Genomic DNA, 13064 nt, shown 5'->3' with positions numbered 1-13064 from the left:
GGAGCGATGGAATGAATCAGGACCTCATGCAACGGGGCAAAGCCGTCAAGCTGGCAGTGTTCGATGTGGATGGCGTGCTCACCGACGGGCGCCTGTACTTCCTCGAAGACGGCAGTGAGTTCAAGACGTTCAACACCCTCGACGGCCAGGGCATCAAGATGCTCATGGCCTCGGGCGTGACCACCGCGATCATCAGCGGGCGCAAAACCCCTGTAGTCGAGCGCCGGGCGAAGAACCTCGGCATCCCGCACCTGTACCAGGGCCGCGAGGACAAAGTGGTCGTGCTTGACGGCCTGCTTGCGGAGCTGGGCCTGAGCTATGATCAAGTAGCCTACCTGGGCGATGACCTGCCCGACCTGCCGGTCATTCGCCGGGTGGCATTGGGCATGGCCGTGGCCAACGCCGCACCGTTTGTTCGCCAGCACGCCCACGGCGTGACTCAGGCGCGCGGTGGCGAAGGCGCAGCCCGTGAATTCTGCGAACTGATCATGCAGGCCCAGGGCACCCTGGACGCTGCCAACGCCAATTACCTGTAAGGCTGCCCATGTTCAGCAAGAAAGCCCGCACTATTGCGCTGCTAGCAGTGATTACCGCCCTGCTGGCGGCGGTCGGCTACTGGAATGTCAGCCCGGAAAGCTTCCTCGACAAGCCGGTGGCCAAGGTAGACGAAAGCGCCATCGACTACTATGCGATCAACGCCCACAGTGTGCAGTTCCTGCCTGACGGCAAGCTGCAGTACGAAATGACCGCCGACAAGGTCGAGCATCTCAAGGCCAGCGAAATCACGTTGCTGACTACGCCGGATCTGCACATGTACCGCGGCACCGAATACCCGTGGCACGTGCAGAGCACCCGTGCCGAGGTCAATCCGGACGGCACCGAGGTCGAACTGATCGACAACGTACGGATTGCGCGCACCGACGAAAAGCAGCGTGAAACCATCATTACCAGTTCACGCATGACCGTGTTCCCGCAGAAGCAATATGCGCAGACCGAGCAAGCCGTTAGAATCGACGGCGCCGGTGGCACAACTACGGGCAAAGGAATGAAAGCGTATTTGAAAGAAAGCAGGATGGACCTGCTCTCTAACGTAAGAGGACAGTATGAGGCTCGTTAAAACTCTCCCCCTTTTGCTCAGCCTGAGCGCAGCACTGGGAAGCGCGAGCGCCTTCGCACTGCCGAATGACCGTGATCAGCCGATCCGCATCCAGGCCGACCAGGCTCACCTGGATGACAAGCAAGGCGTGGCCACCTATACCGGTGACGTGATCATCACCCAAGGTTCGATGATGATCAAAGGCAACACCGTGACCATCACCCGCTCCGCCTCCGGCGACATCGATGTGGTGACCTCGGTGGGCAACCTGGCCTACTTCGAGCAGCAGCAGAGCGCAGCCAAGCCGGACAAGATGAAAGGCTGGGGCGTGACCATCCAGTACCAGGCGCAGAAGGACCTGGTAATTCTCACCGACCGCGCCAAGGTCGAGAACGAAGGCAACACCACCGAAGGCGAAAAGATCGTCTACAACACCCAGACCCAGGTGGCGACCGCCGGTCGCGGTAGCAACGTGACAACACCACGTCAGCGTATCGACATGGTGATCCAGCCCAAGAAGAAGGCCGAGTAAATGGCAACCCTCAAAGCCCAGCACCTGGCAAAGAGCTACAAGGGGCGGCATGTAGTACGTGATGTCAGCCTGTCGATCGACAGCGGCCAGATCGTCGGCCTGCTCGGCCCCAACGGCGCCGGCAAGACCACTTGCTTCTACATGATTGTCGGGCTGGTCCAGGCCGAACAGGGCCGAGTACTGATCGACAACCTCGATGTGAGCCACCAGCCCATGCACGGCCGCGCCCGCGCCGGCATCGGCTACCTGCCGCAGGAGGCCTCGATCTTCCGCAAGCTGTCGGTAGCCGACAACATCATGGCCATCCTCGAGACCCGCAAGGATCTCGACCGGGACGGCCGCCGCAAAGAGCTGGAAAGCCTGCTGCAGGAGTTCCACATCAGCCACATCCGCGACAACCTCGGCATGAGCCTGTCCGGTGGCGAACGCCGCCGCGTCGAGATTGCCCGCGCCCTGGCGACAGCGCCCAAGTTCATCCTGCTGGACGAACCGTTCGCCGGTGTCGACCCGATTTCGGTTGGCGACATCAAGCAGATCATCCACCACCTCAAGGCCAAGGGTATCGGTGTACTGATTACCGACCACAACGTGCGTGAAACGCTGGATATCTGCGAAACCGCTTACATCGTCAACGATGGCCGACTGATCGCTGAAGGCGACGCAGAAACCATCCTGGCAAACGATCTGGTCAAAGAAGTTTACCTGGGCCATGAGTTCCGCCTCTGACCCGGCAAGCGCCTGAAGTACTGGCTAACAGCCGTGAGACTGCGGGTAAAGTTGTTACGGTACTCTAGGCAAACGCTACAATTTAAGGCATAAAACTTGCTTGATCTGGCGCTCCGGCGCCCTCGTGTAGTGGATGGCGCATGCGCGCCGGCGAACAAGGTATTAAGCCCCTGCCATGAAACCATCGCTCGTCCTAAAAATGGGCCAGCAACTGACGATGACTCCTCAGTTGCAACAGGCCATCCGCCTGCTCCAGCTCTCAACCCTGGACCTCCAACAGGAAATCCAGGAAGCGCTGGAGTCGAACCCGATGCTCGAACGTCAGGAAGACGGCGAAGACTTCGACAACAGCGACCCGATGGCCGACAACGCCGAGAACAAGCCGGCCGCCGAAGTTCAGGACAACAGCTTCCAGGAAAGCGCCGTCAGCGCCGACAACCTGGAAGACGGTGAGTGGAGCGAGCGCATCCCCAACGAGCTCCCGGTCGATACCGCCTGGGAAGACATCTACCAGACCAGCGCCAGCAGCCTGCCGAGCAACGATGACGACGAGTGGGACTTCACCACACGCACATCGGCCGGCGAGAGCCTGCAAAGCCACCTGCTGTGGCAGTTGAACCTGGCGCCGATGTCCGACACCGACCGCTTGATTGCCGTCACCCTGATCGACAGCATCAACGGGCAGGGCTACCTGGAAGACACCCTCGAAGAAATCTGCGCCGGTTTCGACCCGGAGCTGGATATCGAGCTGGACGAGGTCGAAGCAGTACTGCACCGCATCCAGCAGTTCGAGCCGGCTGGCGTCGGTGCTCGCAACCTCGGCGAATGCCTGTTGCTGCAACTGCGCCAACTGCCCGCTACAACCCCGTGGATGACCGAAGCCAAGCGTCTGGTCACCGATTTCATCGACCTGCTCGGCAGCCGTGACTACAGCCAGCTGATGCGGCGGATGAAAATCAAGGAAGACGAGCTGCGCCAGGTCATCGAACTGGTGCAAAGCCTTAACCCGCGCCCTGGTTCGCAGATCGAGTCCAGCGAGCCCGAGTACGTGGTGCCCGACGTCATCGTGCGCAAGGACAGCGACCGTTGGCTGGTAGAGCTGAACCAGGAAGCCATCCCACGCCTGCGCGTCAACCCGCAGTACGCCGGCTTCGTGCGACGTGCCGACACCAGCGCCGACAACACCTTCATGCGCAACCAGCTACAGGAAGCGCGCTGGTTCATCAAGAGCCTGCAAAGCCGTAACGAAACCCTGATGAAGGTGGCCACGCAGATCGTCGAGCACCAGCGCGGCTTCCTCGACCACGGCGACGAAGCGATGAAGCCGTTGGTACTGCATGACATTGCCGAAGCAGTAGGCATGCACGAATCGACCATCTCGCGGGTTACCACGCAGAAATACATGCACACCCCGCGCGGTATCTACGAACTGAAATACTTTTTCTCCAGCCATGTCAGCACCTCCGAAGGCGGAGAATGCTCGTCCACGGCGATCCGCGCGATCATCAAGAAACTGGTTGCGGCGGAAAATCAGAAAAAGCCATTGAGTGACAGCAAGATCGCTGGTTTACTGGAGGCACAAGGCATCCAGGTAGCCCGTCGCACCGTCGCCAAGTACCGCGAGTCCCTCGGCATCGCACCGTCGAGCGAACGCAAGCGACTGATGTAGCCCCTGAGATGAGCCACAGCGTTTTCGTGGCAGGTGCAAGACCTGCCTCTTTATGCACGGGCAACAAAGGAGAAGCTGTATGCAAGTCAATATCAGTGGACAGCATGTAGAAGTCACCCAGCCACTGCGCGATTACGTGCTTGAAAAGCTCGCCCGCGTGGAGAGTCACTTCGACAAGATCACCAACGTGCAGGTAATCATGAAAGTCGAGAAGCTTCAGCAGAAGGTCGAGGCGACCCTGCAGATTCCCGGCGGCGAAGTGGTAGCCAACGCCGAACACGAAGACATGTATGCAGCGATCGATGCCTTGGCCGACAAGCTCGACCGCCAACTGAAAAAACACAAGGAAAAACAGCAAAGCCTGCTGCAAGGTGCAGCTGCCCGCTGATCCCCCTCATCCATGATCCGACTTGAAACCATCCTGACCCCCGGCCGTTCCCTCGTGAACGTGCCGGGCGGCAGCAAGAAGCGCGCCCTGGAAAAGGTCGCCACTGTCATCGCCGACCAAGTGCCAGAACTGGAGATGCAGGACGTCTTCGAAAAACTGGTAGCCCGGGAAAAGCTCGGCTCTACCGGATTCGGCAATGGCATCGCCATCCCGCACTGCCGCCTTGAAGGATGCTCAGCTCCAGTCAGCGCTCTGCTGCACCTGGAAGCCCCTATTGATTACGACGCCATCGATGGCGCGCCAGTGGACCTGCTGTTTGTGCTGCTGGTGCCCGAAGCGGCCACCGATGCCCATCTTGAGCTATTGCGTCAGATCGCCAGCATGCTCGATCGCAAGGAGGTTCGTGATCGGCTGCGCGCGGCCACCAGCAATGAGGCTCTGTTCCAGGTTGTCCTGGACGTACAGAACGAGCACTGAACATGCGCCTGATCATCGTCAGCGGCCGGTCCGGCTCCGGCAAGAGCACCGCCCTCGATGTCCTGGAAGACAGCGGTTTTTATTGCATCGACAATCTGCCCGCTGGGCTGCTGCCGCAGTTGGCGGAAAATGCACTGATCAACACCGATTTGCTGCAGCCCAAGGTGGCGGTGTCAATCGATGCGCGCAACCTGCCCAGCCACCTGATACGCTTCCCTGAACTGCTTGAAGAAGCCCGCGCCCGGCACATCCAGTGCGACGTGTTGTACCTGGATGCCGATGAAGAGGTCCTTCTCAAACGTTTCTCGGAAACCCGCCGGCGACACCCTCTGACCAACGCCAACCGCTCGCTCGCGGAAGCGATTCGCGTGGAAAGCGAGTTGTTGGGACCCATTGCCGACCTGGCCGACCTGAAGATCGACACCACCAACCTGAACCTGTACCAGTTGCGTGACTCGATCAAGCTGCGCCTGCTCAACCAGCCCGAGCCTGGCACAGCGTTTCTGGTCGAGTCGTTCGGTTTCAAGCGGGGAATGCCGGTTGACGCCGACCTGGTTTTTGACGTGCGCTGCCTGCCCAACCCCTACTGGAAGCCAGAACTGCGTGAGCACTCGGGCCTCGATCAACCCGTGATCGACTACCTGGCTGCACAAGCGGATGTCGAAGACATGTACAACGACATCTCCAGCTACCTGCTCAAATGGTTGCCCCGCTTCGCTGCCAGCAACCGCGCCTACGTAACCATCGCCATCGGCTGCACTGGCGGCCATCACCGTTCGGTGTACATCACCGAGCGCCTTGGTCGACAGCTGCAGCAAACCCTGAAAAACGTCCAGGTCCGCCATCGCGACCTCTAGCCCAAGGATCCGCCCCACGATGCCCGCCCGCGAAATCACCATCATCAACAAGCTGGGTCTGCATGCCCGGGCGGCAGCCAAGTTCGTCGGGGTGGCCGGCCGCTTCCCCTGCCAGGTACGGGTTGGCCGCGCCCCGGACAAGCTGGTGGATGGCAAGAGCATCATGGCGGTGATGATGCTGGCAGCAGGCAAAGGCACCCAGGTGCACCTGCATACCGAGGGCGAGCAGGACAGCGACGCCATGGACGCACTGGTCGAGCTGATCAACAACTTCTTTGACGAAGGCGAATAGACCTCGCACACCTGCGCTTGCACAATGTCAGGACATCGCGGCATCCATCACCATCATCAGACAGAAGCCTGTACACAGCCTAAAGCTCGCCAAGAGCGCATACCGGTCCGACTCACTTCAGGGCTTCGAGGTAGCGACGCTCGACTTCCACCCAGTCAATGACGTTGTAGAAGGCACCGATGTATTCCGGGCGACGATTCTGGTACTTGAGGTAGTACGCGTGTTCCCACACGTCCAGGCCCAGGATCGGCACATTGCCGTGCATCAGCGGGCTGTCCTGGTTGCCGCTGCTCTCCACCACCAACATTTTTTGCGGCGTTACGCTGAGCCAGGCCCAACCGCTGCCGAAGCGGGTCAACGCGGCTTTGGTGAAACCCTCCTTGAAAGCCTCGAAACCGCCAAGTTGGGCAGTGACAGCTTGCGCCAGCAGACCCACGGGCTCGCCACCGCCCTGAGGTGACATGACAGTCCAGAACAGGCCGTGGTTGGCGTGCCCGCCGCCGTGGTTGGTCACAGCGCCACGCAGGTCTTCCGGCAGTTGCTTGACGGCAGCGATCAGTTTTTCCACCGGCCATTCGGCCCACTTGGTACCTTCAACGGCGGCATTGAGCCCGTTGACATAAGTCTGGTGATGCTTGGTGTGGTGGATTTCCATTGTCTGGGCATCAATGTGTGGCTCCAGCGCGTCGTAGGCGTATGGCAATGCAGGCAAGGTATGGTGCATGTCAGTGAATTCCGTAGGCATGGGTTCTGGGCGGTGACGCAGTGTCAGATACCCCCGGCGGTGAGCTTTTCCGGGTCCAGCAGCGCTTCAAGCTGATCGCGGGACAGATCGGTGTGCTCCAGCGCCACATCAATGATTGGGCGCCCCTGCTTGTAGGCGGTCTTGGCGATTTCGGCGGCCTTGAGGTAACCGATGATCGGATTCAACGCAGTGACCAGGATCGGGTTGCGCGCGAGGGCTTCCTTGAGTTTGTCTTCGTTGACCTTGAAGCTGGCGATGGCTTTGTCGGCCAGCAAGCGGCTGACATTGGCCATCAGCTCGATGCTTTCCAGCAGGTTGCGAGCGATCACCGGCAGCATCACGTTCAGCTCGAAGTTACCGGCCTGGCCCGCGACGGCGATGGTCGCGTCGTTGCCAATCACTTGGGCGGCGACCATGGCAGTGGCCTCCGGGATCACCGGGTTGACCTTGCCTGGCATGATCGAAGAGCCCGGCTGCAGAGCTTGCAGCTCGATTTCGCCCAAACCGGCCAGCGGGCCGGAGTTCATCCAGCGCAGATCGTTGGCGATCTTCATCAGCGCCACGGCGGTGGTCTTGAGCTGGCCAGACAAAGCCACGGCCGTGTCCTGCGAGCCGATCAGGGCGAACAGGTTCTGGCCGGGCGTAAACTCGATCTTGGTCAGGCCACTGAGCTGGCGAGCGAAACCGACAGCGAACTGCGGATGGGCATTGATGCCGGTACCCACGGCGGTTCCGCCCTGGGCCAGCGCCTGCAAGTGCGGCAGCATCGCTTCGATGTGCGCCTTGGCAGCATTGATCTGCGCAGCCCAGCCATCCAGCACTTGGCTCATGCGCACCGGCATCGCGTCCATCAGGTGAGTACGACCGGTCTTCACGTACTGATGTACTTGTGCCGACTTGACCTCGATCACCTGCACCAAGTGCGTCAGGGCTGGCAGCAACTGCTCGTGCAGGGCCAGCGCAGCGCTGACGTGGATGGTGGTCGGGATGATGTCATTGCTGCTCTGGCCACAGTTGACGTGGTCATTGGCATTGACCGCCTCACCCAGTACATGGGAAGCCAGGGTGGCGATAACCTCGTTGGCGTTCATGTTCGAACTGGTGCCAGAGCCGGTCTGGAACACATCGACAGGGAAGTGCTGGATGAAATCCTCGGCCAGCAGTCGCTCAACCGCCTTGACGATAGCCTGACCCTGCCCGGCAGAAAGTTGCGCCAGTTCGACGTTGGCCTTGGCCGCAGCGGCCTTGGCCAGCAACAAGGCACGAATGAACTGTGCCGGCATACGCTGGCCGCTGATCGGGAAGTTGTCGACCGCGCGCTGGGTCTGGGCGCCGTAAAGGGCCTGAACCGGCACCTGCAGCTCACCCATGCTGTCACGCTCGATACGGGTATCACTCATCATCAAATCCTTGCATCAGTTCATCGGGAGAAATCGAAGGCAGCAGGCGGCAATTGGCCAACTGCAAGGCGTAGGGCTGCCAGCGCTGGTTCTGTTCCTGACGGTCGAGGTTGCGCAGGTCCAACAGAGGACGCCATGCCTGATCCAGGCACAGGCAACGCCAATGCCAAGGCAGCATGCGATCACAGGCGGTATCCAGCAGCAGGCGAAACGCTGTCAGCGCCACCGTCCAAGACGAGGTTTCGGTGCAGCACACCAGATAGCGGCCTTCGGCCAGGTAATGCTCGATCAGGCGCGGCTCGTCGGGCTCGAGCGCACAGCGAATACGCCGGCTGAGCCAGCGCCAGTTTTCCAGGTAGGGCAGTTCGCGGAGGACGGGTTTCATGAACATCATCGCCGAGTTAACGGATAATGATATTGATTATTAAATGACAACCATAATCATTACAAGAGGGGATGATGAAACAAAAAACCCGGCGCAAGGGCCGGGTCTTAGGATTTGCAGAAAAAGTTTAGAGCCTGTAGCAGCCCGTTCGCGGGCTAACGATCAGCTACCAGCAACGGTCATGCGCTCAATCAGCACCGAGCCCGTATGGATATTGCTGCGGGTTTCAAGATCGCTGCCAATCGCGACAATCTGCTGGAACATGTCTTTCATGTTTCCGGCGATGGTGACTTCCTGCACGGCATGCTGGATCTCGCCATTTTCGACCCAGAACCCCGCCGCACCACGGGAATAGTCCCCCGTCACCATGTTCAAGCCATGCCCCATCAGCTCGGTCACCAGCAGCCCGCGGCCCATGCGGCGAATCAGCGCGGCCTGATCTTCGATACCGTGGCTGACGAACAGGTTGTGCACGCCACCGGAATTGGCCGTACTTGGCAAACCCAGCTTGCGCCCGGAATAGGTACCCAGCAAGTACGACACCAGCTCGCCTTTGTCGACAAACGGTTTGGCATAGGTGGCCAGGCCATCACCGTCGAACGCGGCGCTGCCCAACGCACGCGGAATATGCGGACGCTCGTCCAGGGTCAGCCAGGAAGGGAACAGACGCTGACCAATGGTACCCTCCAGGAACGACGACTTGCGGTAGAGGTTGCCGCCGGAAATGGCCGACAGGAAGCTACCGAACAGACCACCGGCCAATTCGGCCGAGAACAGCACCGGTACCTCGCAAGTCGGCACCGGCCGGGCGCCAAGGCGGCTGGCAGCACGCTGGGCAGCGCGCACGCCGATGCTGCGCGGGTCGGCCAGCAGGTTGCCCTGGCGGTTCACGTCGTACCAGTAGTCACGCTGCATCTGCCCGTCGCCTTCGGCAATCATCACGCAGCTCAGGCTGTGGCGGGTCGAGGCGTAGCCACCGATGAACCCATGGCTGTTGCCATACACGCGGCAGCCCTGGTGGGTATTGAGGGTGGTGCCATCAGCGTTGAGGATGCGCGGGTCGGCGTCGAACGCCGCCGCCTCGCAGGCCAGGGCCATTTCAATGGCCTTCTCGGGCTCGATATCCCAGTCGTGGTACAGGTCCAGATCAGGGATTTCACGCGCCATCAGCGCCGCGTCGGCCAAGCCCGAGCATTCATCCTCGGAGGTATGCCTGGCAATTGCCAGCGCTGCGGCGACAGTCTCGCGAATCGCCTCCGCGCCACTGGCAGAGGTGCTGGCCGAACCTTTACGCTGGCCGACATAGAGGGTGATACCAAAGCCCTGGTCGCGGTTGAACTCGACCGTTTCGACCTCCCGCTGGCGTACGGTGGTGGACAGCCCCTGCTCCAGCGACACCGCCACTTCGCAGGCACTGGCCCCCTGACGACGCGCCTCGGCGATGATCGCCTCGACCTGTTCCTGCAATGCTGGCAAGTCTTTCGGACCTACGCTCTGGACTGCACTCATGGTTCTCTCCACTCAAATTCTGCGTACGGCTTGGGGTCATTCTACGACCGGGCCGGACAAGCGGCCCCCGACTGGTTATCATGGCGGCGATTTCTAGCGGACTGCCACCATGGTTGATTCAAACGACGACGCCTTCGACGGCGAAAAAAGCAAAACCCAGATCAAGCGCGAACTCCATGCGCTGGTCGAACTCGGCGAGCGGCTTACCACGCTCAAGGCCGATACCTTGGCGCGCCTGCCATTGACCGACGAGCTGCGCAAGGCACTGGCCGAAGCCAGCAAGCACACCGCTCATGGCGCCCGTAAACGCCACATGTCGTTCGTCGGCAAGCTCATGCGCGTGCAAGACCTCGATGCCATCCACGCCCTGCTCGAGCAGATGGACAGCTCGACTCGCCAGTACAACGAACGCTTCCACAGTTTGGAGCGCTGGCGTGACCGGTTGATCGACGGTAACGACGAAGACCTCGAGCGCTTCGTCAACGAGTACCCCGACACCGACCGCCAGCAGTTGCGCTCGCTGGTGCGCCATGCCCAGCACGAGAAGGCGCGGAACAAACCGCCTGCCGCCGCGCGCAAGGTGTTCAAGTACATTCGCGACCTCGACGAGTTGCAGCGCGGGCTACGCTGACAGGCTGGGCCGCTGTGGGAGTGGGCATCGCCACTCCCACAACGGTTCCCGAAACCATCAAGCCCCGGTACCGCCCACGGTAATCGCATCCAGTTTCAAGGTAGGTTGGCCCACCCCGACCGGCACCGACTGCCCGTCCTTGCCGCACGTCCCTACCCCGCTGTCCAGTGCCAGGTCGTTACCGACCATCGAAACCCGGCTCATCGCCTCCGGACCATTGCCGATCAGGGTTGCGCCCTTCACCGGCGCGGTAATCTTGCCGTCTTCGATCAGGTAGGCCTCACTCGTGGAGAACACGAACTTGCCGCTGGTGATATCCACCTGCCCACCACCGAGGTTGGCGCAGTAGATACCCTTCTTCACCGACGCGATGATCTCCTGCGGGTCGCTTTCGCCGGCACGCATGTAGGTGTTGGTCATGCGTGGCATCGGCAGGTGCGCGTAGGATTCACGACGGCCGTTACCGGTCACAGCCATGCCCATCAGGCGCGCGTTCAGCTTGTCCTGCATGTAACCCTTGAGCACGCCATTCTCGATCAGCGTGGTGCATTCGGTCGGGGTGCCTTCGTCATCCACGCTCAGAGAACCGCGGCGGCCTTCGAGGGTGCCATCGTCGACGATGGTGCACAGGCTCGACGCCACCTTCTCGCCAATCCGGCCGCTGAACGCCGAACTGCCCTTGCGGTTGAAGTCACCTTCCAGGCCGTGGCCGACCGCTTCATGCAGCAGCACGCCCGACCAGCCCGAGCCCAGCACCACCGGCAAGGTACCGGCCGGTGCCGGTATCGCTTCCAGGTTGACCAGGGCCTGGCGCAACGCCTCGCGGGCATACCCCATGACCCGCTCTTCGGTGAAGAAACGGTAGTCGGTACGGCCGCCACCGCCCTGTCCGCCACGTTCGCGACGGCCATTCTGCTCGACGATGACGCTGACATTGAAGCGCACCAGCGGGCGTACGTCGGCAGCCAGGCTGCCATCGGCCGCAGCAATCAGGATGCGTTCCCAGACCCCGGCCATGCTCACGCTGACTTGCTGAATGCGCGGGTCCAGAGCACGGGTGGCGGCATCGACACGCTTAAGCAGCTCGACCTTTTCGGCACGGCTGAGCACGTCCAACGGGTTGTCCGCGGTATACAGGGCGGCCACCTCCTGACTGCGGAAAGCTTGCACCCTGCCGTTTTGCCCGGCACGGGAAATCGAACGGGCGGCACGGGCTGCCGAGGTAAGCGCTTCAAGGTTGATCGCGTTGCTGTAGGCGAAGCCGGTTTTTTCGCCGGACTGGGCACGCACGCCCACGCCCTGGTCGAGGTTGAAGCTGCCCTCTTTGACGATGCCGTCTTCCAGCGCCCAGGTTTCCGAGATCTGGCCCTGGAAGTACAGGTCGGCGGCGTCGATGCCGGGGCCAGCCAACTCACCCAGCACGCTCTGCAGGCTGTCCAGGGTCAAGCCGCCTGGGGCCAGGAGCTGCTCACTGACGGTGGATAACATCTGGCTCATAGTCACTCCGAGGTGTGCGCAGGCCGCAACGCGCCCTGCGAAAAAAAGCGCCGGTGCGATACCACCGGCATGCGCGTCCGAATGGACACTTGTTCTTCAATGTCGCGCTCGGCAAGCAGTACCGCTTCACCTTGCGCCTGTTCTGCGAGAATGCGTCCCCAAGGGTCGACGATCATCGCATGGCCATGGGTTTCCCGTGGGCCAGGGTGGGCGCCGCCCTGTGCCGCAGCCAGCAGATAACACTGGGTTTCGATGGCCCGGGCTCGCACCAGCACCTCCCAATGTGCTGCGCCGGTCACTGCAGTAAAAGCAGCCGGTGCGGTGATCAGCTCCGCGCCGGCGGCGCGCAGCGCGCTGTACAGTTCGGGAAAGCGCAGGTCGTAGCACACGCTAAGCCCAAGCCGCCCGACCGGCGTATCAGCCACCACCACCTGAGCACCCTGCGCGTAGTCATCCGACTCGCGGTAGCGGCCCCGGTTGTCGGCCACATCCACGTCAAACAGGTGCAGCTTGTCATACCGTGCCACCACCTCGCCGTGTTCATCGATCAACAGCGAGCACGCATGGGCCTTGGCATCGGGCTGGCCGACCGGTGGCAATGGCAAGGTACCGGCAACAATCCATAACTTGAGGTCGCGGGCGGTGCGTTTCAACCATGGCAGAATAGGCCCTTCCCCCAAGGCCTCGGCACGGCCGATGGCAGCAGCGTCCTTGCGCCCCATGGCGGCAAAGTTTTCCGGCAGCACCGCCAACCGTGCGCCGCCGGACGCGGCCTGCTCCAACAGGGCACCGGCACGCTGCAGGTTGGACTGCAGGTCGTCCTGGCTGACCATCTGGATTACCGCTGCCTTCATGGGTAC

Annotated in this window: 16 protein-coding genes; 10 read left to right on the top strand and 6 right to left on the bottom strand. The window is 61.3% G+C overall.

What is annotated here, in order from left to right:
* Positions 1-11 precede the first annotated feature (11 nt).
* From ACE4QZ_RS07185 to ACE4QZ_RS07145, 9 genes are all read left to right on the top strand, one after another.
* Positions 12-536, top strand: a complete 525-nt coding sequence (locus tag ACE4QZ_RS07185) for a KdsC family phosphatase (protein WP_021781857.1) — start codon at positions 12-14, stop codon at positions 534-536.
* A gap of 8 nt (positions 537-544) precedes the next feature.
* The gene (gene lptC / locus ACE4QZ_RS07180) at positions 545-1117 is read left to right on the top strand and encodes an LPS export ABC transporter periplasmic protein LptC (protein WP_021781856.1); all 573 of its coding nucleotides are present in this window, start codon (positions 545-547) and stop codon (positions 1115-1117) included.
* Positions 1104-1628 (top strand): lipopolysaccharide transport periplasmic protein LptA, encoded by a 525-nt coding sequence (lptA, locus tag ACE4QZ_RS07175; protein WP_021781855.1) that lies wholly within the window; start codon positions 1104-1106, stop codon positions 1626-1628. Before lptC ends, lptA begins: the two co-directional genes overlap by 14 nt.
* On the top strand, positions 1629-2354 hold the full coding sequence (lptB, locus tag ACE4QZ_RS07170) for an LPS export ABC transporter ATP-binding protein (RefSeq protein ID WP_103463218.1): 726 nt from the start codon (positions 1629-1631) through the stop codon (positions 2352-2354).
* 175 nt (positions 2355-2529) lie between these two features.
* Positions 2530-4023, top strand: a complete 1494-nt coding sequence (locus ACE4QZ_RS07165; RefSeq protein WP_028697418.1) for an RNA polymerase factor sigma-54 — start codon at positions 2530-2532, stop codon at positions 4021-4023.
* 79 nt (positions 4024-4102) lie between these two features.
* The gene (gene hpf, locus ACE4QZ_RS07160) at positions 4103-4411 is read left to right on the top strand and encodes a ribosome hibernation-promoting factor, HPF/YfiA family (protein WP_003255135.1); all 309 of its coding nucleotides are present in this window, start codon (positions 4103-4105) and stop codon (positions 4409-4411) included.
* Between the two features lie 12 nt (positions 4412-4423).
* Entirely contained in the window at positions 4424-4888 is a 465-nt protein-coding gene (ptsN, locus tag ACE4QZ_RS07155; protein WP_003255137.1) for a PTS IIA-like nitrogen regulatory protein PtsN, read from the top strand.
* A 2-nt stretch (positions 4889-4890) separates the two neighbouring features.
* Entirely contained in the window at positions 4891-5745 is an 855-nt protein-coding gene (gene rapZ, locus ACE4QZ_RS07150) for an RNase adapter RapZ (protein WP_021781853.1), read from the top strand.
* Positions 5746-5764: 19 nt separating this feature from the next.
* On the top strand, positions 5765-6037 hold the full coding sequence (locus tag ACE4QZ_RS07145) for an HPr family phosphocarrier protein (protein WP_010952144.1): 273 nt from the start codon (positions 5765-5767) through the stop codon (positions 6035-6037).
* A 112-nt stretch (positions 6038-6149) separates the two neighbouring features.
* On the opposite strand, the gene ACE4QZ_RS07140 is transcribed toward ACE4QZ_RS07145, so the two are convergent.
* The 4 genes from ACE4QZ_RS07140 to pmbA form a co-directional block, all read right to left on the bottom strand.
* Entirely contained in the window at positions 6150-6761 is a 612-nt protein-coding gene (locus ACE4QZ_RS07140) for a superoxide dismutase (RefSeq protein WP_410480421.1), read from the bottom strand.
* A 44-nt stretch (positions 6762-6805) separates the two neighbouring features.
* Positions 6806-8182, bottom strand: a complete 1377-nt coding sequence (locus tag ACE4QZ_RS07135; protein ID WP_031321956.1) for a class II fumarate hydratase — start codon at positions 8180-8182, stop codon at positions 6806-6808.
* Positions 8175-8576, bottom strand: coding sequence for a hypothetical protein (locus tag ACE4QZ_RS07130; RefSeq protein ID WP_021781850.1), 402 nt, complete (start codon positions 8574-8576; stop codon positions 8175-8177). The genes ACE4QZ_RS07135 and ACE4QZ_RS07130 overlap by 8 nt, the downstream gene beginning before the upstream one ends.
* A 153-nt stretch (positions 8577-8729) precedes the next feature.
* Entirely contained in the window at positions 8730-10076 is a 1347-nt protein-coding gene (gene pmbA, locus ACE4QZ_RS07125; RefSeq protein WP_021781849.1) for a metalloprotease PmbA, read from the bottom strand.
* A 109-nt stretch (positions 10077-10185) separates the two neighbouring features.
* Here pmbA and yjgA point away from each other — a divergent pair, with 109 nt between their 5' ends.
* Complete coding sequence (gene yjgA / locus ACE4QZ_RS07120; RefSeq protein ID WP_003255152.1) at positions 10186-10707, top strand: ribosome biogenesis factor YjgA; 522 nt, start codon at positions 10186-10188, stop codon at positions 10705-10707.
* Between the two features lie 57 nt (positions 10708-10764).
* Here the strand turns inward: yjgA and tldD are convergent, their stop codons facing one another.
* Both tldD and ACE4QZ_RS07110 read right to left on the bottom strand, forming a co-directional pair.
* Positions 10765-12204: a metalloprotease TldD gene (tldD, locus tag ACE4QZ_RS07115; protein WP_021781848.1), complete on the bottom strand. Its 1440-nt coding sequence runs from the start codon at positions 12202-12204 to the stop codon at positions 10765-10767.
* Positions 12205-12206: 2 nt separating this feature from the next.
* Entirely contained in the window at positions 12207-13058 is an 852-nt protein-coding gene (locus ACE4QZ_RS07110; protein ID WP_103463219.1) for a carbon-nitrogen hydrolase family protein, read from the bottom strand.
* Between the last annotated feature and the right edge of the window lie 6 nt (positions 13059-13064).

It is taken from the genome of Pseudomonas sp. DCA-1 (assembly GCF_046523955.1).
Classification (GTDB): Bacteria; Pseudomonadota; Gammaproteobacteria; order Pseudomonadales; family Pseudomonadaceae; genus Aquipseudomonas; species Aquipseudomonas putida_Y.
This window is presented reverse-complemented; position numbering and strand designations above follow the sequence as displayed.

What these genes read in the sequence shown, in the direction of transcription:
- ACE4QZ_RS07185 (WP_021781857.1), top strand. Translation starts at nt 12, where the DNA reads ATGAATCAGGACCTCATGCAACGGGGCAAAGCCGTCAAGCTGGCAGTG.
- lptC (WP_021781856.1), top strand. Translation starts at nt 545, where the DNA reads ATGTTCAGCAAGAAAGCCCGCACTATTGCGCTGCTAGCAGTGATTACC.
- lptA (WP_021781855.1), top strand. Translation starts at nt 1,104, where the DNA reads ATGAGGCTCGTTAAAACTCTCCCCCTTTTGCTCAGCCTGAGCGCAGCA.
- lptB (WP_103463218.1), top strand. Translation starts at nt 1,629, where the DNA reads ATGGCAACCCTCAAAGCCCAGCACCTGGCAAAGAGCTACAAGGGGCGG.
- ACE4QZ_RS07165 (WP_028697418.1), top strand. Translation starts at nt 2,530, where the DNA reads ATGAAACCATCGCTCGTCCTAAAAATGGGCCAGCAACTGACGATGACT.
- hpf (WP_003255135.1), top strand. Translation starts at nt 4,103, where the DNA reads ATGCAAGTCAATATCAGTGGACAGCATGTAGAAGTCACCCAGCCACTG.
- ptsN (WP_003255137.1), top strand. Translation starts at nt 4,424, where the DNA reads ATGATCCGACTTGAAACCATCCTGACCCCCGGCCGTTCCCTCGTGAAC.
- rapZ (WP_021781853.1), top strand. Translation starts at nt 4,891, where the DNA reads ATGCGCCTGATCATCGTCAGCGGCCGGTCCGGCTCCGGCAAGAGCACC.
- ACE4QZ_RS07145 (WP_010952144.1), top strand. Translation starts at nt 5,765, where the DNA reads ATGCCCGCCCGCGAAATCACCATCATCAACAAGCTGGGTCTGCATGCC.
- ACE4QZ_RS07140 (WP_410480421.1), bottom strand. Translation starts at nt 6,761, where the DNA reads ATGCACCATACCTTGCCTGCATTGCCATACGCCTACGACGCGCTGGAG.
- ACE4QZ_RS07135 (WP_031321956.1), bottom strand. Translation starts at nt 8,182, where the DNA reads ATGAGTGATACCCGTATCGAGCGTGACAGCATGGGTGAGCTGCAGGTG.
- ACE4QZ_RS07130 (WP_021781850.1), bottom strand. Translation starts at nt 8,576, where the DNA reads ATGATGTTCATGAAACCCGTCCTCCGCGAACTGCCCTACCTGGAAAAC.
- pmbA (WP_021781849.1), bottom strand. Translation starts at nt 10,076, where the DNA reads ATGAGTGCAGTCCAGAGCGTAGGTCCGAAAGACTTGCCAGCATTGCAG.
- yjgA (WP_003255152.1), top strand. Translation starts at nt 10,186, where the DNA reads ATGGTTGATTCAAACGACGACGCCTTCGACGGCGAAAAAAGCAAAACC.
- tldD (WP_021781848.1), bottom strand. Translation starts at nt 12,204, where the DNA reads ATGAGCCAGATGTTATCCACCGTCAGTGAGCAGCTCCTGGCCCCAGGC.
- ACE4QZ_RS07110 (WP_103463219.1), bottom strand. Translation starts at nt 13,058, where the DNA reads ATGAAGGCAGCGGTAATCCAGATGGTCAGCCAGGACGACCTGCAGTCC.